The organism is Thalassospira sp. B30-1 (assembly GCF_015767575.1).
GTDB classification, from domain to species: Bacteria; Pseudomonadota; Alphaproteobacteria; order Rhodospirillales; family Thalassospiraceae; genus Thalassospira; species Thalassospira xiamenensis.
In genome coordinates, this window is record NZ_CP065232.1 from 1,705,826 (window position 1) to 1,727,973 (window position 22,148).

The 22,148-nt window shown below is 55.0% G+C and carries 26 protein-coding genes; all 26 read left to right on the top strand.

The features are described from left to right. The first annotated feature begins 682 nt into the window (after positions 1 to 682). The 26 genes from IT971_RS08145 to IT971_RS08270 all read left to right on the top strand — a co-directional run bounded on the left by IT971_RS08145 (position 683) and on the right by IT971_RS08270 (position 22,148). Positions 683 to 1,273, top strand: coding sequence for a hypothetical protein (locus IT971_RS08145; RefSeq protein ID WP_065701967.1), 591 nt, complete (start codon positions 683 to 685; stop codon positions 1,271 to 1,273). Beyond that, positions 1,254 to 3,401 carry a phage terminase large subunit family protein gene (locus IT971_RS08150; RefSeq protein ID WP_196871165.1) on the top strand — a complete coding sequence of 716 codons (2,148 nt, stop codon included), beginning with the start codon at positions 1,254 to 1,256 and terminating at the stop codon, positions 3,399 to 3,401. The genes IT971_RS08145 and IT971_RS08150 overlap by 20 nt, the downstream gene beginning before the upstream one ends. Positions 3,402 to 3,410: 9 nt before the next feature. After that, a complete protein-coding gene (locus tag IT971_RS08155) occupies positions 3,411 to 3,629 on the top strand; it encodes a hypothetical protein (protein ID WP_196871166.1) in 219 nt (72 codons plus the stop codon). Then, on the top strand, positions 3,629 to 5,308 hold the full coding sequence (locus IT971_RS08160) for a phage portal protein (protein ID WP_196871167.1): 1,680 nt from the start codon (positions 3,629 to 3,631) through the stop codon (positions 5,306 to 5,308). Before IT971_RS08155 ends, IT971_RS08160 begins: the two co-directional genes overlap by 1 nt. Beyond that, positions 5,274 to 6,662: a S49 family peptidase gene (locus tag IT971_RS08165; protein WP_196871168.1), complete on the top strand. Its 1,389-nt coding sequence runs from the start codon at positions 5,274 to 5,276 to the stop codon at positions 6,660 to 6,662. The genes IT971_RS08160 and IT971_RS08165 overlap by 35 nt, the downstream gene beginning before the upstream one ends. Before the next feature lie 18 nt (positions 6,663 to 6,680). Next, positions 6,681 to 7,319 carry a head decoration protein gene (locus IT971_RS08170; RefSeq protein ID WP_196871169.1) on the top strand — a complete coding sequence of 213 codons (639 nt, stop codon included), beginning with the start codon at positions 6,681 to 6,683 and terminating at the stop codon, positions 7,317 to 7,319. A gap of 13 nt (positions 7,320 to 7,332) precedes the next feature. After that, positions 7,333 to 8,382 carry a major capsid protein gene (locus tag IT971_RS08175; RefSeq protein WP_196871170.1) on the top strand — a complete coding sequence of 350 codons (1,050 nt, stop codon included), beginning with the start codon at positions 7,333 to 7,335 and terminating at the stop codon, positions 8,380 to 8,382. Between the two features lie 71 nt (positions 8,383 to 8,453). Beyond that, complete coding sequence (locus IT971_RS08180) at positions 8,454 to 8,777, top strand: hypothetical protein (protein ID WP_196871171.1); 324 nt, start codon at positions 8,454 to 8,456, stop codon at positions 8,775 to 8,777. Beyond that, entirely contained in the window at positions 8,770 to 9,261 is a 492-nt protein-coding gene (locus IT971_RS08185; protein WP_196871172.1) for a hypothetical protein, read from the top strand. Before IT971_RS08180 ends, IT971_RS08185 begins: the two co-directional genes overlap by 8 nt. Beyond that, positions 9,245 to 9,472, top strand: coding sequence for a hypothetical protein (locus tag IT971_RS08190; RefSeq protein ID WP_196871173.1), 228 nt, complete (start codon positions 9,245 to 9,247; stop codon positions 9,470 to 9,472). Before IT971_RS08185 ends, IT971_RS08190 begins: the two co-directional genes overlap by 17 nt. Before the next feature lie 3 nt (positions 9,473 to 9,475). Then, on the top strand, positions 9,476 to 10,984 hold the full coding sequence (locus tag IT971_RS08195; RefSeq protein WP_196871174.1) for a phage tail sheath subtilisin-like domain-containing protein: 1,509 nt from the start codon (positions 9,476 to 9,478) through the stop codon (positions 10,982 to 10,984). 15 nt (positions 10,985 to 10,999) lie between these two features. After that, the gene (locus IT971_RS08200; protein ID WP_196871175.1) at positions 11,000 to 11,359 is read left to right on the top strand and encodes a phage tail tube protein; all 360 of its coding nucleotides are present in this window, start codon (positions 11,000 to 11,002) and stop codon (positions 11,357 to 11,359) included. Beyond that, positions 11,359 to 11,736, top strand: coding sequence for a phage tail assembly protein (locus IT971_RS08205; RefSeq protein WP_196871176.1), 378 nt, complete (start codon positions 11,359 to 11,361; stop codon positions 11,734 to 11,736). Before IT971_RS08200 ends, IT971_RS08205 begins: the two co-directional genes overlap by 1 nt. Beyond that, a complete protein-coding gene (locus IT971_RS08210) occupies positions 11,733 to 11,879 on the top strand; it encodes a hypothetical protein (RefSeq protein WP_196871177.1) in 147 nt (48 codons plus the stop codon). The genes IT971_RS08205 and IT971_RS08210 overlap by 4 nt, the downstream gene beginning before the upstream one ends. Continuing rightward, positions 11,872 to 13,584: a hypothetical protein gene (locus IT971_RS08215; RefSeq protein ID WP_196871178.1), complete on the top strand. Its 1,713-nt coding sequence runs from the start codon at positions 11,872 to 11,874 to the stop codon at positions 13,582 to 13,584. Before IT971_RS08210 ends, IT971_RS08215 begins: the two co-directional genes overlap by 8 nt. Before the next feature lie 75 nt (positions 13,585 to 13,659). Next, positions 13,660 to 13,980: a hypothetical protein gene (locus IT971_RS08220; RefSeq protein WP_196871179.1), complete on the top strand. Its 321-nt coding sequence runs from the start codon at positions 13,660 to 13,662 to the stop codon at positions 13,978 to 13,980. A gap of 341 nt (positions 13,981 to 14,321) precedes the next feature. After that, on the top strand, positions 14,322 to 14,618 hold the full coding sequence (locus IT971_RS08225; RefSeq protein WP_196871180.1) for a hypothetical protein: 297 nt from the start codon (positions 14,322 to 14,324) through the stop codon (positions 14,616 to 14,618). Next, positions 14,615 to 15,502, top strand: a complete 888-nt coding sequence (locus IT971_RS08230) for a Bro-N domain-containing protein (protein WP_196871181.1) — start codon at positions 14,615 to 14,617, stop codon at positions 15,500 to 15,502. The genes IT971_RS08225 and IT971_RS08230 overlap by 4 nt, the downstream gene beginning before the upstream one ends. Before the next feature lie 9 nt (positions 15,503 to 15,511). Further along, positions 15,512 to 16,363 (top strand): phage tail protein, encoded by an 852-nt coding sequence (locus tag IT971_RS08235; RefSeq protein WP_196871182.1) that lies wholly within the window; start codon positions 15,512 to 15,514, stop codon positions 16,361 to 16,363. Positions 16,364 to 16,367: 4 nt separating this feature from the next. Continuing rightward, complete coding sequence (locus IT971_RS08240) at positions 16,368 to 17,594, top strand: DNA circularization protein (protein WP_196871183.1); 1,227 nt, start codon at positions 16,368 to 16,370, stop codon at positions 17,592 to 17,594. Beyond that, a complete protein-coding gene (locus IT971_RS08245) occupies positions 17,587 to 18,681 on the top strand; it encodes a phage baseplate assembly protein (protein ID WP_196871184.1) in 1,095 nt (364 codons plus the stop codon). The genes IT971_RS08240 and IT971_RS08245 overlap by 8 nt, the downstream gene beginning before the upstream one ends. Before the next feature lie 4 nt (positions 18,682 to 18,685). Continuing rightward, positions 18,686 to 19,318 (top strand): phage baseplate assembly protein, encoded by a 633-nt coding sequence (locus tag IT971_RS08250; protein ID WP_196871185.1) that lies wholly within the window; start codon positions 18,686 to 18,688, stop codon positions 19,316 to 19,318. A gap of 2 nt (positions 19,319 to 19,320) precedes the next feature. Continuing rightward, positions 19,321 to 19,812, top strand: a complete 492-nt coding sequence (locus IT971_RS08255; protein WP_196871186.1) for a phage GP46 family protein — start codon at positions 19,321 to 19,323, stop codon at positions 19,810 to 19,812. Then, the gene (locus tag IT971_RS08260) at positions 19,809 to 20,903 is read left to right on the top strand and encodes a baseplate J/gp47 family protein (protein ID WP_196871187.1); all 1,095 of its coding nucleotides are present in this window, start codon (positions 19,809 to 19,811) and stop codon (positions 20,901 to 20,903) included. The genes IT971_RS08255 and IT971_RS08260 overlap by 4 nt, the downstream gene beginning before the upstream one ends. Continuing rightward, positions 20,896 to 21,549 (top strand): YmfQ family protein, encoded by a 654-nt coding sequence (locus tag IT971_RS08265; RefSeq protein WP_196871188.1) that lies wholly within the window; start codon positions 20,896 to 20,898, stop codon positions 21,547 to 21,549. The genes IT971_RS08260 and IT971_RS08265 overlap by 8 nt, the downstream gene beginning before the upstream one ends. After that, positions 21,549 to 22,148, top strand: a complete 600-nt coding sequence (locus IT971_RS08270) for a hypothetical protein (RefSeq protein WP_196871189.1) — start codon at positions 21,549 to 21,551, stop codon at positions 22,146 to 22,148. The genes IT971_RS08265 and IT971_RS08270 overlap by 1 nt, the downstream gene beginning before the upstream one ends.

Consider the following 22,148-nt stretch of genomic DNA (forward strand, 5'->3'; position numbering starts at 1 on the left):
AACCACCTCATAAGGGTGGGGTGGAGAAGTAATCGTCGTGGGATTAATCATGCATCTCGTTCTGGTAAATGATGCCGCTTCCGATCCAGACGGGGCAGAGGGCGCTTCATGTTTAAAATGCGGCAACGAAAATGTGGCGACCTTGATGGCGGTCAGGATTGGTGATCGGGTCCGACCAAGACGGTACCAAATGTATTGCGGGTGCTGCGGAACGCATTGGGCCCGCCGTGTGTACGATTGAGTGGCAGTTGCCGCCGGATAGCAGTTACAAGATTACTTGCACTTGCTTGGTTTGCTCCGCGTATAGGTATTCACCTTGACCGTCTTCGGGCCCGGCTTCTTCCCTTTGCGGACTTGTCGGGTGACTTTCTTACAAGCCATGACAACCTCCATCATCAAACGACTGACTGGGTCAGCCACCCCGCCACGCACCTTGCGCGCCTCTTCATTTCACGCTCAGTGGTTTCGGGTTTTAATGATAGGCGGCAACCGCCGGTTAATTAGATGGGCCTCAAATTGAAAATGTCTACTAGCCTAGCTGCTTTTTCGAGCGACAGCATTCCACGGGTCCTTCCTGAGACTTTCCCCACGAGCGGGTAAAGCGAACCGCGGTGTTTTAGTGTTTTTCATAGTTTTCAACCCGTTAGGTTGTTGTTTCTGATTATGTTTTCCGGTGGGTGCGATGGAAAATCCGTGGCCCAAAGATTGGCCGGATGAATGGGATGGCGACGACGGCAAACTTTGGAGCCGCGAAGAAACCGCCCGCGTTCTGAGCTGGTCGCTTCCCAAATTTGATCGTAGCCGCCATGCAGGCCTTCCGTGCCGTCGCGAAGGCAAGAACGGTCGTTCTTACGGATATTATTTTCCCGAGGTCTTTGCTTGGGTGACCGGTGCGGAGGCCAAGGAAGAAGCGGAGCGCAAACAGCGCGAAGCCGATCAGGCGCAAGCCGAAATGGCCTTGCTTGGTGGGAATGCAAAAGACGATCGCGCCGGACTGACCGCAGATCAACGCAAGCGACTTTACGAAACAGAGCTTGTCGAAATGAAGGTTCGCCGGGAGCGCGGTGAACTGGTCGATGCGCGAGAGCTTCTGGCCCGAGACGAAAAGCTTCTTGGCGACCTTGGGAAGTTTTTGCAATCGCTGCCCGAGGCGATCGGTCGAGAACTTGAATTAGACCTTGGGGTTATTGGTGCCCTGCAGGAAAAAATCGACAAGTACCAAGAGGAGTTGGCTCGCCGACTTATGAAAAACGATGGACCAGCCCCTTCCTGATTTTGTCGACCCTTGGGAAATACTCGCGAAAGCCGCTGCCAGTTTCCTTCCACCCAAACGCATTTCAGTTTCAGAAGCTGCAGCTCGCTATCGCCGGGTTATCAGCCCGGTTTACAACGGTCCATGGGATAACTCGGTCGCGCCTTACATGATCGAGCCGATGAATATGACGGCCTCGCGCGAGTATGAAGGCGTTGTTTTCTGTGGTCCGGCACAGTCGCTAAAAACCGACAGCTTGATTATCAATCGGTTGGTACATATGGCGACCTGCGATCCCGTCGATACGATGGTTTTGCAGATGGATCAGGCAACAGCGCGCCGGTTTTCGATCAAGCGTTTGCGTAAACTGATTGATCAGGAAAGCCCGGAATTCAAAGAGAGGCTGTCCAAGGCGCCGCATTCGGACAACATCACAGACAAGCGACTGGCTTCAGGCGCTGTCGTGACAATTGCTTGGCCTACGATCACTCATTTATCATCTGAGCCGATCCCCTTAATCCTGATGACTGATCGGGATCGAATGTCAGATGACATTGACGGGGAGGGCGAACCTTTCGACTTGGGGCGGCAGCGTACCAAGACATTTGGTTCGCGGGGAATGACGGTCTGTGAATCGTCTCCGGGCCGCGATTTGACTGATATTCGATACACAACAGAAGGACACGAAGCCCCGCCTGTTGGTGGCATCCTTGGTCTTTACAATCGCGGGGATCGTCGCCGTTGGTACTGGTCATGTCGTGATTGCGGATGTGGGTTTGAACCGTCTTTCGACCTTCTTGAATGGCGCGATACCGACAATATTCAAGAGGCGTCGGCCAATGTTTCGATGCGCTGTCCTCATTGCGGCGGGCTAGTTGAAGAGCGTCATCGCAAGGAATTTAATGCCAACGGTCAGTGGTTGGCCGATGGGCTTTACATCCGCGATGGCGAAATTCACGGTGTTGCGCGCCAGTCAGAGATTGCTTCGTACTGGCTCAAAGGACCGGCTGCGGTATTCCAATCGTGGTCAGGTCTGGTAAATCGATATTTGACAGCGCTTGATGAATACAGCCGGTCAGGTACTGAAACTGGTCTGCGGACTACGGTAAACACCGATCAGGCTGAGCCTTATATGCCGCGTGCGATCGCAGAAAGAGCGGCGCAGGGGGTGCTAACACTCGAAAACCTCTATGCGCGTTGCGAAGAATACCCGTTGGGCACTGTGCCGGATGGAGTTCGCTTCCTGATCGGGTCCGGGGACGTACAAGGCAACCGGTTTGTCATTCAGATCGAAGGATTTGGCGACCATCTTGAGCGTTGGATTGTTGATCGATTTGATATTGCACTTCCGGATTTGAAGCCGGGTCAACAGGAACGTGCCTTAAACCCCGCTGCCTATGCCGAAGATTGGCAACTTTTGCGGACAAAGGTGCTTGAAAAAGCTTGGCCGTTGGCCGGAAACGCGACCAAAGCGATGATGTTGAAGCTGTTTGTCTATGACATCCATGGTCGAGATGGCGTGACCGGGCAGGCCTATGATTTCTACCGTGATCTAAAGCGGCGGCGTGTCCATGATCGAGCCTTGCCGTTGCGAGGTGTTGGCGGCTTCAAGGTTCCGCGCGTTGCTCTGACCTATCCGGACAGCGAGCGCAAGGATCGGTATGCCGGTGCTCGAGGTGAAATTCCCGTCCTTCAAGTCGGGGTTGATCAGGTTAAGGATTTCGTGATGGGTGGCTTGCGGCGTGATCAGCCGGGGCCGCAATACATTCATATTCCGAAGGCTATGGCGTTGGTTGGCCTATCAGAAAATGTCGTCGAGCCTGATCGGGACCAGCTATCCAGATCGCCTTTGGCCGAGTACCTGGCGGAAGTTCGTGGAGACAAGGGTTGGGTGCGTGAAGTAAAGCGCAACGAGGCCTTTGACTTATCAGCCTATTGCACCGCCGCGGCACTTAGGCTGCGGGCAGATGAAATGCCATGGGACCATCCGGAACGATTGCCGAATTGGCTTCGTAACGATGGTAATCCGTTAATCATAACCGTAAGTGCCGCCAGCGCCGAAGCTGGTCCGGTGGATATTTCCAGTGGAACCGCGACATCTAACGACAAGTCGAAAAAGATTTCGGCGATGGTGTCGCGCCTCGCATAGGGGCTTTTAATGGCTATCGATACAGTTGCCCTCAATGCCGAAAAACAGAAGTTGATTGATGCGCGAACCCGTTTGCTTACGGGTGAAAGCGTTCAATCGTTGTCGTCAAATGGCCGCAGTGTTGGATATCGGGGCATTGATATTGCCTCGATTAATGCGCGCATTGCCGAGATCGATAATTTGCTCGGGGTTGGCGGGCGTCATGCGATTGGTGTGAGGGCTCATTGATGAATAAGGCTCTTGTTCAAAGTGATGGGATTACTCCGTTGCGCGCCAGTGCAACATCCTCACATGACGCTGCCTCCCAGCGTTCGGTTGAAATGTCCGGATACTACCCCTCGCTGAAATCTGCTGATGCCGCTCTATTGCCTGAGCGTGATCTCATTCAGGGGCGGGCGTGGGATCAGTATCGAAACTCAGGTTGGGCAGTATCTGGTGTCCAGAAGCTCCGCGAGGGGGTGATTGGTTCAGGATTGCGTCTGTCGGCCAAGCCGAACTATCGTGCGCTAAATCAGTCATTCGAATGGGGCCGCGAAACAGCACGCCTTCTTGAGCAGGGTTGGATCAATTGGGCTGGCGATCCGGATTTTCTCTGTGATGTGGAGATGAAGACTGATTTCAACGGGATGTGTGCGATCGCATTTAATCATTATGCGATTGATGGCGAGGCTATAGCTGTCCCGTATTGGATGCCAGAACGGGGTGGGCGCTACGCGCTGGCTTTGCGGGTGGTTGATCCTGATCGGCTTTGTAATCCGGACGCCCAGCCAGATACACCGAGCCTGCGGGGTGGGGTTGAAAAGAACAAGGATGGCGCACCTGTTGCGTATCATTTCCGAAACAGCCATCCGTCCGATCTTTCTACAGCGAATTTCAATGATGCATTCAAGTGGACGCGGGTTCCTGCCTTTGTCGGGGGCACGCGTCGGCGTGGAGTAATTCATGCCTTCATGCGTGACAAGGCAGGTGCGACACGAGGCCGCGGCCTGTTCACGCCGATCCTTGAGCGCATGCAAATGGAGCGTCGCTGGTCGAAAACCGAGCTGCAGTCTGCCCTAATTCACGCGGTATTTGCAGCGTTTGTGAAATCGCCCTTCGATCAGCAGATGGCAAACTCCATGCTCGACCCGAATGCGACTGGAGAATCTCTTTCGTCGTATCAGGATGCCCGATCTGCCTATCACGACAGCAAAGATTTGTCTTTGGATGGGGCGCGAATTCCGAAGCTGTTTCCGGGTGAAGAGTTGCAGTTGCTGCGTTCTGAACGCCCAAACAGTGGGTTCTCGGCGTTTCAGGAAACCTGCTTGAGATACTTCGCTGCATCGCTGGGTATTTCCTATGAACAGATTTCTATGGACTGGTCGAAGGTCAATTACAGCTCGGCCCGTGCAGCGTTGCTTGAAGTCTGGCGGCATTTCTCAATTTGCCGAGCCGAGTTTGTGAGGGACTTCGTCCAGCAGGTCTACGTTCTATTGGTCGAGGAGATGATCGATCGCGGTGAGATCGAAGTTCCTAACAATGCACCTGGCTTTAGGGAGGCAGTTGCTGCTTGGACCCGGGCACGCTGGATCGGTCCGCCGCGTGGATACATTGATCCAGTCAAAGAGGCGACGGCAGCGGATATGCGCATGCAGTCGGCACTTTCGACCCTTGAGGATGAAGCTGCCGAACAGGGTAAGGATTGGGAAGAGATCATCGAACAGCGTCGTTATGAGCGCCAGACGATGGCCGAGAATGGCGTTCCACCTCCTGAATGGTCGGTATCCACGACTGAATCTGGGGAAGATGGTCAGGTCACGACAACGACCGTGACTTCAAGTGTCGATCGATACGAGCGGCAAATGGCAAAACTCCAAGCAAAGGCTAGGGCGAATGGATTACCAACGTCTTCTGACGCGGCTGCTTAACAAGCCGCATCTGGTGACGCCCGAACGAGCACGATTGTTGCTTGGCGCCTTGGCGCCGCGGGCGGGTTTAAACGGTTGGCTGTTCGATTCAGATGTGTCTTCGGTCGAACCAGTCAGCCTTGAGGTGCTGGCATCCGAATGGGACGGACAGCGTCCGGATCGCAAGATTTACCATGTCGACAATGGTATCGCAGTGTTGCCGGTTACCGGCACGCTGGTCAGCAAGTTGGGGGTACTCAACCCTTATTCGGGTATGACAGGCTATGACGGCCTGATCATCAAGCTGTCAGAAGCCTTGTCCGATGACGATGTCAAAGGGATAGCGCTCGATATCGAAAGCCCCGGTGGTGAAGTGCATTCGGAGCTGTTCGAGTTGGCGGATATGATCGCGTCTGCCGAAAAGCCGATTTGGGCGATTTGCTCAGACTACGCCTATTCTGCGGCGTATTGGCTTGCAAGTCAGTGTGATCACGTCTGTCTGCCATCCTGTGGCGGAGTAGGCAGCGTCGGTGCCGTTGTTCTGCACGCGGATCTGACCAAGGCTTACGAGGATATGGGTATCAAGGTCACCGTGCTGCGTGCCGGTAGCCGTAAAATGGAAATGAACCCATACGAGGCACTTCCAGAAGAGGCCGCAAAGGAAATCAAGGCAGATTTAGAGGCTTTGCGAACCGATTTCGCGACGGCGGTTGCGTCTGGTCGCGGACTTGATGTTGGCGCTGTTCTTGCGACTGAAGCGCGAACTGTTTCCGCCAAAGAGGCAGTTGAAATCGGCTTTGCGGATGAACTCCTTTCACCATCGCAGGCTTTTGCGAAGTTTGTTGACCACATTAATTCCGCCAGCGGCCCCGCCGCAGGCATCACTGCGCACAATGGAGGAACCATGAACCAGCGCATTACAGGAAAGCGGGGCAGTCAGGCCTCGCTGGCAAAAAATCAGGCCGAGGAAGATAACGAGGTCGAAGATAAAGAAGATGAGGAAGCAGAAACCTCATCGAAAAAAGGTGCAGGCGCAAAAGACGCCGTTCCTGATGAGGAGGATTCTGCTGACGATGACGACAAAAAGTCGTCGAAATCGGCTGAAGATGAACGCAAGCGCATCGCCGCGATCATTGGCGATGAAGAAGCTAAAGGCCGGGAACAGCTTGCGCAGCATCTTGCCTTCAACACCTCAATGGGTGTTGCGGACGCCCGCGCGGCGCTTGCTGCAGCACCGAAATCTTCTGGTGGTCTGTCTGCCTTGATGGCCGGGGCAGGTAACCCCGATATCGGTGCGGATGGTGGTGTCGAAACAGACGAAACCAAGGTCGCAAGCGCGTGGGGCGCATCCCTGCAGCGCGTTACCGGCTCTTAAATCAAAGGGTGAAAACCAATGACGTTGCATGTTGCAGGGCCGCGAGTAGCGGCCTTTATTAATTTCGAGGTCAGCCAGCAGTTTCGCGAGACGGGAATGCTGAAGGCCGGTGATGTCTATCTCCCGGGGACTGTTCTTGGGCGTCAGGCTGTGTCGGACACGATTTCTGCGGTTGCCGGTGCCAATACCGGGGATGGAACGCTTGACGGCGCGACAATAGTGGCCGGCAAGGATGTCGAGCTTGGCGGTTATGTTCTTACCGCAAAGACGGCAACAAAATTCTCGGTCGTAACGCCCGGCGGTGATGCACTGAAAGATGCGACAGTGGGCACGGCCTACAATTCGTCTCATATCGGCGAGTTTACGATTGCGGCTGGTGGTACCGCATTTGTCGAAGGTGACAGTTTTACTGTGACCGTATCGCAGGGAAACGGCGAATTCACGCCGCTTGATCCGGATGCCGACGACGGGTCACAGGTGGCGGCTGCCATCCTTTTCAACGATGTCGATGCCAAGTCTGCCGCGAAGAAAGGCGTCCTAATTACGCGCCTTGCGACGGTCAGCCAATCCCGCCTGATCTGGCCGGAAGGTATCACCGATGGTCAAAAGGCCGCGGCGATTGCTGATCTGGCTTCCAACCATCTTCTGGTGAAGTAAGGAACCCATCACAATGCCAGCTCTTGATATTTTCAGTAACAACCCGGCGTTTTCGATGATGGGCATGATGTCCCTTGTTGAAAAAGCGCCGTATGTCCCTTCTTTCTTGGGCAGTATCCCGGGTTTGTGGACACCTCGTCCCGTTCGCACGGTAACTATTCCGATTGAAGTCATCGGCAATAAAATCAGCATCATTCAGACTTCGGAACGTGGCACTGCGGCACCGCGTGGCAACAATAATCAGAAGCGTGAAGTGATCGATGTACGAACTGTTCGCCTAGCGGATAGTGATCGCATCTACGCCGATGAAATTGCAGGCATTCGTGCTTACGGTTCGACAACCGAACTGATGCAGGTGCAGGATGAAGTAAGCCGTCGTTATGCTGGCCCGGGTGGGATGCTTTCGCGTCTTGAATTGACCCGTGAATTCCATCGCATGGGCGCGATTGATGGTCTGATTAAAGATGCCGATGGTGAAACCATCATTGATTGGTATCAGGCATTGGGTTTGACCCGTCCCGATGTGGTCGAGTTTGACTTCTCGGCGGCTTCTGCTGATGGCGAAGGTGTTATTCGGCAGCAGGCGCGGGCACTCAAACGGCAAATTCTTGACAGTCTTGGTGATGTCGTTCTTCCGAATGTCCGGATTGTTGTTCTTTGCGGCGACCAGTTCTTCGATAAACTCGTTGATAACCCTGAAACTCGGGACATATACAAGGCTCGTCCGGCGGCTGGTAAGCTGCTTGATGAAAATCTGGCTTATGATGCCTTTGACTATGCAGAAATTCGCTGGGTTAACTATCGCGGTTCAGAAGAAAGTGGTGTGGGTGTTCCAACGGATGAATTCCGTGCGTTCCCGGTGGCGCCAGGTATTTTCGAGGAAGGCCTGTCTCCGGGGGAATTCCTTGATACCATCAATATGCCGGGCAAGCGCCAGTATCCTCTCGTGATCCCGGACAAAAAGCGCAATATGTTTGTGGATTTGGAAATCTATTCCTATCCGCTTTACATCTGCAAACGACCGGAGGCACTCCGTCGCGGTCGGATCAAGCCTGCCGGTTAATTTCCCTCCGGTTATCGGACTATTGAACGCTCGCCCTTTTTGGGCGGGCGTTTTTCTTTTGGTGATTTCTCATGATTGATTTTGATGCGCTTTTAAATGTGCCAGTGGCTGGCGCTTTCGGTCAGAAAGTAACCATCCGGCATAAAGCCGGGGCAATCTCTACAGTCGAAAAATTCGATTTCCGGCAGGGTGCGGCGCCAGAAGATGGGGGCGGCGAGGCCGAGTTTCAGGCTTTCGAGTTTACTGGTGGGTTTCGCAAGGAAGAGGCGCCCCAGACAAAGCATGGCGATTTTGTTGACGTTGCCGGGGCGACCTACACGGTTGCGGCGATTGATCCCGATGATACGGGGTGGATCACGGTTGGCCTGATGGCGGGCGAGGTGCGCAATGTCTGAATACTTATCGCGATGGGCATTGATGCAGGCCGTCAAGGATCGGTTGGAAGTCAAGCCGGATCGGCCTGAGATCGTTATTGGTCGGATCAGCGAAATTTCTGCTGAAGGCTTGCCCGCAATTTCGATCTATGCGCCGGTCGACAGCATGGAACCGACGGGGTCGTTCTGGAACTTCAATGCATCGGTCAATCTGAACATTGAAGTGCATTGTCAGGTTGCCGAGGACTGGTGTGCTGCGGCCGAACAAGAGACCCAATCCATCATTACCACCCTGTTTGCCGACGGTTCGTTCCGCAAGCTTTGGAAGAAGCCGCCGTCAATATCCATCAAACAATTCATGAGTGACAAAGGCGGGCCGCTGGTCGGCGAAATTATCACCATGTCGGGCGAATTACTGCGCCCGCGTGTGATTTCAATCGATGCTGGTGAATTGCAGGGCATCGATATCGAGCAAGGAGCGATCGATAATGAAAGTGCAGGTTAATCCGGCCAGCGAGGTCAATGGCCAGCCGTTGCGGGTGATGAACCCGGAAACCGGGAAGTATTTCCCTAACGGTTCGTTCGATTTGACCGAGCGGCAACTTCGCAATCCCAAAATCCTCCGTTTGCTGCCGCCTGTTTCGGCGGGTGGCGTTCCGGGCGGTCTTTTCGGTGATCTGGTCCCTGTTGCCGCCAAGGCCGAGAAAAAAGGGTAAGTCATGGCTATTCCAAATGAGAGCTTTAACGAAATCGCCATTAACGCGCGGGTCGCAGGTAAATACATTGAAACCAGCGGTTCGCGCGTGAATGGGCTGGTTTCAAACCATGTTGCCTTGCTGATCGGTCAAAGTTTGGCTTCTGGTTCCGCAAATGACGCCGAACTATTGCTTGTGCCGGGCACTGGCGCCGCTGCTGGCGAGATGTTCGGCAAGGGGGCGAACCTGGCATTGATGGTCGAGGCGTATCGCCAGAACAATACGACCATGACGCTTTATGCCATTGCACTTCCTGATCTGGTTGCGGGTGTGAAAGCGTCTGTTGCGATGACATTCACCGGCGCCGCAACCGAAAGCCGTGCTTTGGCTGTCTATGTTGCGGGTGTGCGGGTGTTTGTGCCGGTGGTTACCGATGATACGCCCGCTGATGTAGCAGCGTCCGTGGCTGCTGCGATTACTGCATTGCCGAATCTGCCGGTTACGGCGACGGCGACGGCTGGTGTCGTAACTTTCGAAGCAAAAAATGCGGGTGAAATAGGAAACGATATTCGCATTCAGGTTGCATTGCGCGGCGTCATGTCCGGTGAAAAGGTTCCTGCAGGTATTTCCATTGCGGTGCCAAACTCCGGGTTTTTGCAAAACGGTTCGGGAAATCCGGATATTGCTGGCGCACTCGCGGCGATCGGTTCTCAGAAAGTCAACTATGTTGGCTTCCCTTGGACCGATGGCGGCACGCTAGATGCCATTTCAGAGTGGCTTGAGGGGCAGCAAAAAGCAGGCGTCGAAAATGATGTCAAAGGCTTCACGGCGCGTCGCGGCACGGTTAGTGAGCTGTTGACTTTTGGAACGTCGCGCAATGACCGCTTTGTCTCCACCATCGGCACCTATGATGCGCCGGGGCCTGCATGGATGCGTGCCGCCCGATATGCCGGGCAGATGTCGGGCAAGCTTTTCAACCATCCGGCTCGTCCACTTGCCGGTGTCGAACTGGTCGGCGAAATGGCGCCACCGGAAAAAAGCCGGTTGGAATACACCGACAAAAACACCCTGATGTTTGCAGGGATCACGGTCACTGATGAAGGTCGCGATGGCAAGGTTCGTCTGAACATGCCGATCACGATGTATCAGACCAATGAGTTTGGTGACCTTTCCGAGGCTTATTTGCTGGTCAATACGGTTGCGCAGCTTGGGCGGATTCGGGATGAACTTGGTAGCGTCCTTAATGGCATTCGGATGTTGCGTCCGATCCTTGTTGATGACGGAACGCAAGTTGATGACGGTATTCCGTATGTGACGCCGCGCTCCGTTCGGGCCTCTCTGATTGCCCATTACGATTATATGGTTGGTCTGGGGCTGGTCGAGGATGTTGATGGATTTGCCGAGCGGTTGGAAGTGTCCAAATCGCCGACCAACTCCTATCGGCTCAACATCATCTATCGCCCGGACCTTTCCAACCCGCTTTATCTTCTCGCTGCCAAGATCGAGTTCGAACTCGATTTTCGCGATTTCTGATCGGGGGATTGATCAATGACGACAGTTGCAGGGGTGCAGTCCCTTGAAGTGGGCGGTGTTTCATATAACACCGCCGATACTGCCACCTATAATCTGGGCGGCAAGCAGCGCGAAAATATCGAAGGCGGCGGCTCCGGCTCGGTCGGCTGGACCGAAAAGGGACGTCCCGCCTTTATCGAGGTGAAGGTTTTCCTTCCCGAGGGAGTGGCCGACTCTGTTTTCACCGGTGTGAAGCGCAAAGAAATCAAGCTGCATTGCGCCGATCGCACGGTTGTTATGAAGTTCGGAACCGAAATGGGTTCCGGTGACAACGATGCGTCGGATAACAGTCTCACAGCCCGTTTTGTCGGGCCAAGTGCAAGGGTGGTTTCGTGATGTTTGATGGTGATTTCAAACCAGAAGATATCGACCTTGATGGTTATGTCGAAGATGGGAAATTCGGTCGCAAAATCCTGCGGCTTGAGTACCCGGTCGCTGTTAAAGTCGAGGATAGTAGCGGAAAGCGCGAGGAAGCCATCGAGCATATCGAGTTCCGTCGTCCCGTAGGACGTGACCTTGATCTTCTTGAAAAGCTTGATGGTGGTAAATCCGTGATGGCTGGTTCTCGCAAATTCATTGCCGGATTGGTCTTTGGTGATGAACGGGTCACCGAAAAAGCCTTCGAGCAAATGGATGCCGATGACTATTTCCGTTCGATGGCGGTATGTTTCGGTTTTTTCCTAAAGCCTTCCCGGACGACTTCCGATCAGTGATCAAGCTGTTTGTCGCGCGTTTCGGCTGGAAGCCAGCCGAAATTCGCGACATGCCGCTTGATGACATTCTCCTTTGTATCGATGCCTATAACGAGGACGCGCAGCGACAGCTTGACGCGTTAAACGGTGTGACTGATGGCTAAGAATTTCGTCGTTAGCATGATCCTGAATGCGCGCGAAACGGTCTCAGGACCGATGCGCCGGGTTCAATCCATGCTGACCGGCATTCGTGCCCGGGCTTCTGCGGTGACGCGAAGCCTTGGCTTCCACAAGATCACCGATGGTTTCCGACGCCTTGGTAGCTCGTTCGCCGGTCTGGGGCGTCATATCTCGGGCGTGGGTGTCGGGCTTCTGGGGTTGGCCGGGATAGGGTTTGGCGGCGGGGTTTTGGCGTGGTTGCATAGTGGGGCGGGCGAGGCCGATGTGCTTGCCAAGTTTGGCCGCACTGTCGGTATTTCGACCGAACGATTGCAGCAATGGCAGCACGCGGCAAACCAAGCCGCGGGAATGTCCAACGAGGAATTGCGCAAAAGCTTCCGTGACCTGGCTAAGAACGTCGGTGACGCCGCCAACGGAATCGGGCGCGCGAAGCCAATCTTTGAGGCGTTGGGTATCCCGCTGCGCGACAATCATGGCAATGTCCGTGATCTGAACGATCTGTTGCCCGAGCTTCAGTCTGCGTTCCGCAAGATCGAGAACCCGGCGCTCCGCACGTCAACCGCAATGAAGCTGTTTGGCGAGAGTGGGTCTAAAATGTCGCTGCTTTTACAGCAGCCGCAAGAGGAAATGGACCGGCTGTTCGGCGATATGGAACGCCTCGGTATGATCAGCAATGAAGCCGCTGGCGATACCGAGGCCTATAACGATGCGCTGGACAGTTGGGGTAAGTCATTTACCGGTATTCGTAACGGTTTGATGGCCTACTTCATGCCGATGATGACGCCGCTGATCAAGAAAATGACCGAGTTCATGGTGTCTATGCGCCCCGAAGTGGTGGAGCGCCTTGGTTCCGCGATTTCGGGCGCTGCGAATACCATGATGGGGTGGTTCACGGTTGCGCAGGATGGCACAACCCCAGCCGGGCAGGCTCTTAGATCGTTTATGTCGACGATTGAAAACCTTATTTCCTATGGCGGCAAGATCATTGATTTCCTTGGCGGTTGGCAAAACGCTGCGTTGGCGCTGGGGGGCATTCTTGCGGGGCCGTTTATTGCGTCGCTTTTGTCTGTTGGTACGGCGTTTGCTCAGTTGGGTTGGGTGCTGGCGTCAAACCCGATCGTTCTGGCGGCGGGGCTTATCGCCGGGGCTGTCTATACGATCTATGACAATTGGGATGGGATCGTCGGTTATTTCACGGGCAAGATTGATGCTGTCAGGTCGGCATTCAAAACCGGGTTCATCGACGGTGTGATGGCCTATATGGCTGAATTTAACCCGTTCGCGATCCTGTATGACGGCTTTACCGGGCTGGTCAAGTATCTGACCGACTTCGACCTTGCGGCCATCATCTCGGAAAAGGTGCAGGCAATGATGTCTGTACTGCCTGATTGGGTGGTTGAAAAGCTCGGGGTGGGCAAGGCCGAACCGGTGCAATCTGCACCAACGCCAGTGCAGTCCGCCGATCCGCCCGCCGTATCCATGGAACAGTCGGCGCGACAGGTGGAGCAAGCCAAGGCGCAGGCCTATCAGGGAGCGAGGGCGCCCGATCCGGTCGAGGGCAAGATCGTCGTCGAAATCGTGGGCGATGGTGCTGCCAATGCCCGCGTTCGGCAGTCAAAGTCGACTGGTATTGGTCTTGAAACCAGCCTGCGGACGGGGCCAAGTCTTGCGGGCATGGGGGCAGGGTAATACCAGCATTCCCGCGCCGATGGTGTTTTTCTTTCATTTTGCACCATCGGCGCGGTTTATTTTGGAGGTCTGGGAATGGAGCATTCCATCCGAATTGATATGGTCGACCGTGTGACGCCGGTGGTTGCGTTACTTGAACAGTTTCCCGAAAGCCTTGTCCATCTCTCGCATTTCCCGTGCGAGGTTGCCTTCAATCTTGATGTCCTCCCGGCAGGAAGGGCAACGGATCGAACGCTTGTTGCTGAGTTCTCCGAGGGTTTTCTTGAAGCTCTTGCTGCAAGCGGGACAGTCGATGTCGATCTTCTGATCGCGAAGGGGATTTTGCATAAGGATTTCTCACGCTGTGGTTGTGGTGGCGATAGCGTGAGGGATGGTGAGGGGCCTGTCAATAAGTGATGGGTAAGGGTGTCCGCATTGTGGACACCCTCTCACTGCTTCTTGAGCCGAACGCCAGGGCCTTTCCCGTCGTCTTCTAGGAATGATATTCCGGCATTTTGATATGCGAATTGTAGGGCGGAAACTGTTGATTGGTTGGTTACTCCGCCGCGTTCGAAGCGGCGAATAGTATTGGGGCTAACTCCCGAGTTGTGGGCAGTTAGATCAAGGGTCCAATCGAGCGCAGCTCGTGCCATTCGTGACTGTTCAGGTTCCATGTTGCGTAATTTACGCAATTTTGCAGTTGACGGCAAAGCATAATATCAGTCATATTGCGCAAATTACGCAATATGGAGGGCGTTATGTCAGTTAAATTCGATCCGCCGAAAGGCATCACGGAACTGGATGAGGTTTTTGATGGTCTCAAAACGGTCGGTGACCGCGATGAGGATAATGTCCTGTCGATCTGGCGGGAACATCAATTGCGGGTGATCCCGGCTGTTACGTCCGGTGAACTGGAAAAGAAATTCGATATTCTTGAAGATTGGGTTGGGCCCGGTAACAAGGGGCTGACCGAGGTTGATTGCTTGCAGGTCTATGCGTGGGTTCGTTCGATCCGCAAAGACGCGGTTGCGATGCTGGAAGGGAAAAAGTCATGACCCTGCCGGTATCATTTGATTTTGAAGGCCAGTCGGTCCGCACTGTCGATATTGATGGTGCAATCTGGTTTGTGTTGGTCGATGTCTGCACCGTGCTGGAAATCGGGAATCCGTCGCAGGCCGCTTCGCGGTTAGATGAGGATGAAAAGTCGACCCTCACTAATAATGAGGGTCGGGCAGGGAACGGGGCACAGTCTTTCACCATCATCAACGAAAGCGGTCTTTATTCCCTGATCCTGACCAGCCGCAAGGAAGCGGCCAAACGGTTCAAGAAATGGGTGACTGCCGAAGTGCTGCCGGCGCTTCGCAAGCATGGCCATTATGAAATGCCGGGGATTGTCCCGGTTTCCAGTCGCAAGAATTTGCCGCCATCGGCAATCCCGCGATCGGAACGCCATTATGACCTGGCGCTCGTGCGCGAGGCGCGGGCGACTTTTGGCGAGGCCGGGGCGCGGTATGTCTGGGCCAATTCGCCAACGCTGCCCGATATGGCATCTATGACCGATCAGGAACGGCTTGACGATCTGGCGCGGATGCGGGCCGAGGATTGCTTGCGGTATTTGCTGCGCCATTCGATGGGGCGCGGTGTGCCGGTGTCGGAAATGATTGTTTTTGCGCAATACCGCGATGACGTGAAAATCGCGCTGGAAGAACGGGGGATCAAGGTGTCGCCAAGTCGCTATCGCGGCAAGGTGATACTGGCGTCCGATCATCCGTTTTTGAACAAGGTTTTCGCGCCCACCGATTGGGCGGGAATTTATCAACGGGTTTTGAAAGACCTTCCGGGGTCGCATGTGACGCGCCATTCCCTGACTTTTGCCGATGAAGAAAGTCCGGGTGTGGTGGTGCCGCTTGTGATCGTCAACAATATCGGAGGGTTTTGAGGATGATGTATGCTTTCAATGTCTTATACCGACAATGTCGATCAGATCATTGCCAACCTGACCCGCCTTGAAAAAGAACAGGTCCCGTTTGCCTTGTCCAAGGCGATCAACCGCGTGACGTTCGAAGCGCGGGACGAGGTTCTTGCGAAGATGGATCGCAGGTTTACCATCCGCGAGAAATCGTTAAAAGCCAAGGGCGGCGGGCGTCGGGCCTTGTTCGTGAATGCCAGCAATAAAAAGCAATCTTCCATCCGGGCCGAAATCGGTACACCTTTCTGGTTCATGGAAGATCAGGAAGAGGGTGGTAGCCGTACTGGTAAATCCGGGCAGGGTGCTTGGATTCCGGGATTGGGGGCGCGCACACGCAAATCCAAAGAAGGCAAGGTTGCGTCGCGATTTAAAAAGGCCAAAGTGCGCAAAATGATTGCGTCGACCGGTTCCTATCCGAAGGGGCGACGTTCTAAGAAGAATCCGAAAGCCTTCGCAAAGCAACAGCCGTTCATAGCAACGATGAAAAGTGGCAAGCGTGGGGTGTTTATTCGCCAGAAGCGAAACAGTCGGTTGCCGATATCATTGTTGTGGACGGTAACCAAATCGTTCCGCGTTGCGCCTCGTTGGCGGTTCCGCGAAATGATCGAAGGGCTTAGCGAGAAAAAGCTGGCGGCGTATTTCATTGCGGACATGCAGGAAGCATTGCGTACGTCCCGAAAGGGGCGAAAGCAAAGCCAGTATCTTGAGCATCTGATCCGAAGCGAAAAGACGCCGCCAATGCCAAGTTTCGCGGGGCTTGGTGCAGGGTCGCTTTCGGGAAATACGCTTGATCAGTTAAGCCAGGTATCGCGCGGTTTACCGGGGATTTGAAGTTATGCCTTTTGAAGATGAAGTGCGTGATGGGCTCTGGCGCGGTGTGTCCATGATGGTCCGTTCGGTCCGTCTTTCTTCGGGGCGGCGTGGGCCGACGGTGGAGCGCCCGAATCGGGATGATGCAGATACGCAGGACCTTGGGCGTAAAGTTCGGAGATTTAATGTCGACTGCTTTGTTCTGACCATCGATGGTTTTGACGCGCGCGACCAATTGATTGCTGCGCTCGGAAAAGAAGGTCCGGGAACTTTCGTGGATCCGTTTGGCGGTCTGACTTCCGAGCGATGGGTAAGGGTCGCTGATTTTGACGTATCCAACAGTTTCGCGGCTGAAGGTATTGCTAATTTCTCTATCGTCTTTGAGGAAGTTGGCGAGAATGCGGAGCCGGGATTTACACCGGGCCGTGTTTCCAATGTCTATCAGCTTGGTGTGCAATCCTCTGCGCTGTCATTTGCAGCGAGTGCCGCCTTCGTCAACCGCTATATCACGGATGGCATGCCGGGATTTGTCCGCGAAGCCGGGGCGGAGGTTATCGGATCGCTGACCGATCAGGTTGGTGGTCAGCTTTTTACCGCTATCGGTGTCGATGCGTCGATGCAGGATGCAATCGACGGGATCGGTGCGGTTGGCCTTACGGCGATGACCGGTGGGGGTGTTGATATTGCAAGCGGAATATCGTCCGGCTTTGCGTTGCTTTCGTCCTCAGTTCCGAACGCGGCGGATGGGGTGAACGGTTTTCTTTCCCTATCGGCATTCGAGGTCGCAGGGGTGGATGTTCCGGTGTCGACCGCAACCCGACAGGTAGAGGCGGTCAATCGCACGGCGCTTGGTGCGCTGATCCGTCGAACGGCGATTTCGGCAGCGGCGGAGCTTCTGCCGAACTACACGTTCGTTTCATATGATCAGGCGGCTGAAATAACCGGCCAGTTTCTTGATGTCATCGACCGGGAAATGGATCGCGCGGGCGGGAATGTCGCCGGTGAAAGTGACGCCGGTGTGTTTTCCGCGTTGGCCTCGGTCCGAACGTCTGTGGTCGATTACACGCGCGAGGCTGGGGCGGGCAAGGCAAAGACAATAACCGACATGCCTTGGCTGACCGAGCCATCGGTCGTTACGGCACATCGCCTGTATGGTGATGCGCGCCGTGCGTCTGAAATCGTTACGCGCAACGGTATTGCGCATCCGAACATGGTCCCGTCTTGGGCGCCGATTGAGGTTCTTGATGGTTGATGCACCTGAAATCGAGCTGGATGGCAAGATTTACGACGACTGGCAAAAATGCTCGTTCAATTTTTCGATCAGCGATATTGCCAATTCCTTTGCATTGACTACACCGGATTTCACACCGGACCACGGCGAAGATTTGGCCGTAAAGGCCCGGTTTGGTGATCACGAATTGCTGACTGGCTGGCTTGAGGAAATCGACAATTCGACCGTGCCTGATCAAGAAGGGACCCGGCTGAGCGGGCGATCAAAGGCGGGTGATCTGGTCGATTGTTCGGCGATCGTACCGGGTGGGGAATATCATAACCTTTCGCTGCTTGAGGCTTGTGCCGATCTTTGCAAGCCATTTGGTATCGCGGTGTCGGCGCTTGTTGATGTTGGCGATCGGTTTGATCGGATCAAGATCGAACAAGGCGAGGAAGTCAGTCAGGTGATTGACCGGATATGCCGCGAGCGTGGCCTGATGGCTTGGTCGGTGGGGTCTGGCGATATCGTTCTTGGTCGTCCGGGTTTCGCGCGGGCTCAAACGGATCTTCGGTACCGATATACGGGGTCCGGTCAGCTTCGAAGCGATAACAACATTATCGAGTTGTCGGCCAAACTGACCAAAGCCAACCGGCATTCGAAGCTGATCATGCGGTCGCAGGGGCAAACCAGTGATGATGATTTTGGTATTGCCGCCGCCCAGTCCGAGGCCGCGGCGGTCGATGACGCGGTTCGTCGGTATCGGCCCAAGGTCCTGACAAGCGATGGGGCCGGGTCGTCCGATCAGCTTCGTCAGCGTGTTAATTGGGAAATGGCACGCCGGATCGGTAAATCAACCGCCATCACGTATCAATGCGAAGGTTGGCAACAGGTTCCGGGCGGGGACATCTGGCGCCCAGGTTTGCTGGTTGCCGTCGAAGATCAGAAAAACAAAATCGCCGAGGAAATGCTGATCGTTTCGGTGGGGCTGACGCTTGATGAAGACAAGGGCGGTTATCGCACATCCCTGTCGGTTGAGCCGCCCGCTGCTTGGGTGCCAAAGCCGAACTTTGAAAAGGTTGACGGGGATGCGCAATATGCGGCACTTCGCCGCGCGGTAAGGGGTTAATTGCATGTCTGATGGCCTGTTTCAGCGGCTTTCGCGTCGCGTGGAAAACATGCTCTTTCGGGCGGTTATTCGGTATGCCAAGCAGACCAGCCGGGGCGGGGCGATCATTGCACAGGTCGCGGGGCGATCCGGTGACACGCTTGATGATGTGGTTGTTTTCGAGGGTTATGGGTTTAGCCATCGGCCCCTGCCTGCTGATGCGAATGGGCAGGGTGCGGAAACGATCGTATTGCAGCTAGAGCGCAATATGGCTGTCGCCCTGCCGCCAATGGATCGTCGTCACCGGTCGAAGTCTGGTGTCGTCGAGCCGGGTGAGGTCGGTCTTTATGATGATCAGGGGCAGCGCATAACCCTTAAAAGAGGTCGTAAAATCATAATTGATGGGGCTGATTTCCTTGATGTGTTGATCGCGACAAAGGTGCTGGTTGATTGCCCGGATGTTGAATTCACCGGAAATGTGAAAATTGGTGGCAACCTAGAAGTTGCCGGATCAACCGTCGTTGGTGGCGACATCACCGATCAGGCCGCATCCGGTAATGCGCGAACCGTCGCGGGTATGCGCGAGGTTTATAACGATCACAACCATCCTGAAAACGACAATAACGGTCCAACCGACCCGCCTAATCAGGGGATGTAACTATGTCCAATCTGCATACCGACATGGCGATCCGTTATGACACGGATCGGCGCCGGTTCGACCTGGCTTTGTTAACAGGTGAAACGCCGACCATTCAAACCGATCACGGTTTGGAAACCGCCGTCAACGCGGCCCTCTTTACCGATGGTCGCGCCCGCGAAGATGATGTTTTGCCAGACGGGACAGATCGTCGTGGTTTCTGGGGCGAGGCTTGGCCGTCCGTCGGTGGCTTCAAATTAGGGTCGCGCCTGTGGCTTCTGGATCGCGAAATCATCACCAGTCAGACGGTTGCGCGTGTTCGGGAATATGGCACTGAGGCATTGCAGTTTTTAACGAAAATCGGTGTCGCGCAGTCCGCCGTGTTTGATGCCGTTCGGGATCGTAATGCGGGCCGGTGGGTGATCTCTGGCCATGCGGTAATCAAGCGGCCCACGGGGCAGATTTTTGAGCGGCGCTATGCTGATATTTGGCAGTGGATGGATCGCAATTCATGAACAAGTTGACCGGTTTCACAGTCCCGACCTTTGAGGCCCTTCGCGGGCAATCCGGGTCACATTACGAGGCGCGTCTGGGGCAGGGCGTCACGCTCGGACAGGGGCCGGTTGCCGTCATGCCATACATCGATGGCATGCTGGCGAACGGCGCTTATGGCTACCTTGATCATATTGCATCTCAGACGATGGTTCTCTGGGCGACGGGTGAAAATCTGGATGGTCACGGTTTTACATTTGACGTGAAACGTATTCAGGCATCTCGCGCGACGGGCAATGTCATCTTTAGTGGAGTTGCCGGGGCGGGTATTGATGCCAATCAGGTGCTTCGGGATTCGGCTGGTGTCGAGTTCAAGGTGATTGATGGTGTGGTTCTGGATGAAGCCGGTCAGGCTGTTGCGAATGTGAAAGCTTCCGTTCCGGGTGCTAACGGAAACCTTCTTGAAGGGGCTTCCCTTACCCTCGTTAACCCGGTTGATGGTGTTGATCCGGTTGCGACCGTTGCTGCTGGTGGTTTTGCGGGAGGGGCGGATAAGGAAAAGGACGGGCGCCCGGGTGTTATCGAGCACTATCGGGAAAGAATTCTAAAAGAAATTTCCATGCCGCCGCATGGCGGTGCCGGTGGCGATTATGAAAAATGGGCCAAGGAAGTTCCCGGCGTTACCCGTGTTTGGGTTGCGCGCCGCGAAATGGGCATGGGGACGGTCACTGTTCGCTTCATGATGGATGTTCTGCGGGCGTCCGATGGTGGTATTCCAACGGCGGCTGATGTTGCGCTGGTTCAATCCTATATTGATGCGCGCCGTCCAACCACTGCCGATGTTTATGTTGTGGCGCCTATTCCGAAGTCGCTGGCGATTACTATCATGGGGCTTGATCCGGATACGCCTGCGGTTCGCAGTTCAATAACCGCCGAGCTTCTTGACATGATCTTCCGTCGTGGTCAGCCCGGGGTGACTTTAAGTCGAAGCTGGATCACTGAAGCAATTGCGATTTCTGCAGGTGAGGGGCGGCACAAGGTTACTGCTCCTGCCGACGATGTGGCACATGCGATCGGCGAAATCCCGGTCCTTGGGGTGGTCAGTTATGATTGATGACAGGCTTGAGGCTTATGCCGATATTGTCGCATCGGCCATGCCCCCGGGTGCAGCTTGGCAGGGGTTTCGCGATTACGATGGGGTTGGCCGGGATTTCCTGCGTGCCAAGTGTTCGACATGGGTTGAAGTTGATCTGGCTGCTGACCGCTTGGTCATTGAAAGCCAGCCTGCGCGCGCCATCGAAATGCTGGCCGATCACGAAACTCAGGTCGGCCTGCCCGATTGTTGCTTCCAAACATCTGGCCTGCCGATCGAGGATCGCCGTGCTGCGGTTCTGACACGCTATCGGGCGCGTGGTGGTCAAAGCCCGGGCTACTTCATCGGGCTTGCCGAAACTCTCGGATATCAGACGGCAATTGTCGAATATCGTCCGTTCATGGTTGGCATAAGCCAGGTGGGCGGTGCCAATACATCGGGAAACAAAGACAGCGTGCGCTATGACATGCTGGGCGCGACTGCTGATATGCGGGCGTGGTGGCGTATGCGCGTGCTGGGGCCGCGGGTGACGTGGTTCCGGGTCGGTGTCTCGACATTGGGTCAGGACCCGCTTGCGCGAATATCGCGCGCAGAAGATTTGGAATGTCTCTTGGGTCGGTACATGCCGGCCCATTCTTTTTTGACCATGTCTTATGAAGGTGAGTGATGCAGTATCAGCCGCCAGTTAATGGCAATCTTGCCGATCCCAATCGTCCTTACGTCAACCCGGACCCGTCAAACAGTATAGAGGGTTCTGTTCCGCCTGCGGAGGCGATTGAGCATCCGATGCGCGAGATTGTTGAGGTGATTACCTATTTCCTCGGCACCGACGCAAACCCGCTACCGGCGACCGAGGCTGATCTTCAGCAATTGCGCAAGGCGATCCAGCAGGCGGTTACGGATGGCACAAGCGATGCCTTGCGTCGCACTGTCTCAGCGACCCTTGGTGCTGGCTTCTGGACTATCCGCGTTCCGGCAACTCTTGCTGCAGGTGAAGTGTCGTTCAATCCGGCCCTTGGTAACCGCTTCACCCTGACCGCGACCGAGGCCCTGACCATCACGGCACCCGACCCGATGCCTGCCGGTGGTTCGGCGCGGTTGGAACTGACGATGGATGCTGTTGGAAATCACGGGATTGCTTGGGGGCCGGAATTCCGCATCAACAACGGTGCGATCAACAGCGAGCCGAACGCGGTCAACCTGATCCATATGGAATTCAGTGGTGCCGTGATTGACGTGCATATCACCCAGCGGGCGGAGGCGTAA

Excerpts from the sequence above, each read along its gene's own strand:
- IT971_RS08220 (WP_196871179.1), top strand. The coding sequence starts at position 13,660 with ATGGAGCATTCCATCCGAATTGATATGGTCGACCGTGTGACGCCGGTG.
- IT971_RS08235 (WP_196871182.1), top strand. The coding sequence starts at position 15,512 with ATGCTTTCAATGTCTTATACCGACAATGTCGATCAGATCATTGCCAAC.
- IT971_RS08195 (WP_196871174.1), top strand. The coding sequence starts at position 9,476 with ATGGCTATTCCAAATGAGAGCTTTAACGAAATCGCCATTAACGCGCGG.
- IT971_RS08200 (WP_196871175.1), top strand. The coding sequence starts at position 11,000 with ATGACGACAGTTGCAGGGGTGCAGTCCCTTGAAGTGGGCGGTGTTTCA.
- IT971_RS08270 (WP_196871189.1), top strand. The coding sequence starts at position 21,549 with ATGCAGTATCAGCCGCCAGTTAATGGCAATCTTGCCGATCCCAATCGT.
- IT971_RS08255 (WP_196871186.1), top strand. The coding sequence starts at position 19,321 with ATGTCCAATCTGCATACCGACATGGCGATCCGTTATGACACGGATCGG.
- IT971_RS08145 (WP_065701967.1), top strand. The coding sequence starts at position 683 with ATGGAAAATCCGTGGCCCAAAGATTGGCCGGATGAATGGGATGGCGAC.
- IT971_RS08205 (WP_196871176.1), top strand. The coding sequence starts at position 11,359 with ATGTTTGATGGTGATTTCAAACCAGAAGATATCGACCTTGATGGTTAT.
- IT971_RS08225 (WP_196871180.1), top strand. The coding sequence starts at position 14,322 with ATGTCAGTTAAATTCGATCCGCCGAAAGGCATCACGGAACTGGATGAG.
- IT971_RS08175 (WP_196871170.1), top strand. The coding sequence starts at position 7,333 with ATGCCAGCTCTTGATATTTTCAGTAACAACCCGGCGTTTTCGATGATG.
- IT971_RS08180 (WP_196871171.1), top strand. The coding sequence starts at position 8,454 with ATGATTGATTTTGATGCGCTTTTAAATGTGCCAGTGGCTGGCGCTTTC.
- IT971_RS08155 (WP_196871166.1), top strand. The coding sequence starts at position 3,411 with ATGGCTATCGATACAGTTGCCCTCAATGCCGAAAAACAGAAGTTGATT.
- IT971_RS08190 (WP_196871173.1), top strand. The coding sequence starts at position 9,245 with ATGAAAGTGCAGGTTAATCCGGCCAGCGAGGTCAATGGCCAGCCGTTG.
- IT971_RS08170 (WP_196871169.1), top strand. The coding sequence starts at position 6,681 with ATGACGTTGCATGTTGCAGGGCCGCGAGTAGCGGCCTTTATTAATTTC.
- IT971_RS08250 (WP_196871185.1), top strand. The coding sequence starts at position 18,686 with ATGTCTGATGGCCTGTTTCAGCGGCTTTCGCGTCGCGTGGAAAACATG.
- IT971_RS08160 (WP_196871167.1), top strand. The coding sequence starts at position 3,629 with ATGAATAAGGCTCTTGTTCAAAGTGATGGGATTACTCCGTTGCGCGCC.
- IT971_RS08260 (WP_196871187.1), top strand. The coding sequence starts at position 19,809 with ATGAACAAGTTGACCGGTTTCACAGTCCCGACCTTTGAGGCCCTTCGC.
- IT971_RS08165 (WP_196871168.1), top strand. The coding sequence starts at position 5,274 with ATGGATTACCAACGTCTTCTGACGCGGCTGCTTAACAAGCCGCATCTG.
- IT971_RS08265 (WP_196871188.1), top strand. The coding sequence starts at position 20,896 with ATGATTGATGACAGGCTTGAGGCTTATGCCGATATTGTCGCATCGGCC.
- IT971_RS08240 (WP_196871183.1), top strand. The coding sequence starts at position 16,368 with ATGCCTTTTGAAGATGAAGTGCGTGATGGGCTCTGGCGCGGTGTGTCC.
- IT971_RS08150 (WP_196871165.1), top strand. The coding sequence starts at position 1,254 with ATGGACCAGCCCCTTCCTGATTTTGTCGACCCTTGGGAAATACTCGCG.
- IT971_RS08230 (WP_196871181.1), top strand. The coding sequence starts at position 14,615 with ATGACCCTGCCGGTATCATTTGATTTTGAAGGCCAGTCGGTCCGCACT.
- IT971_RS08245 (WP_196871184.1), top strand. The coding sequence starts at position 17,587 with ATGGTTGATGCACCTGAAATCGAGCTGGATGGCAAGATTTACGACGAC.
- IT971_RS08185 (WP_196871172.1), top strand. The coding sequence starts at position 8,770 with ATGTCTGAATACTTATCGCGATGGGCATTGATGCAGGCCGTCAAGGAT.
- IT971_RS08215 (WP_196871178.1), top strand. The coding sequence starts at position 11,872 with ATGGCTAAGAATTTCGTCGTTAGCATGATCCTGAATGCGCGCGAAACG.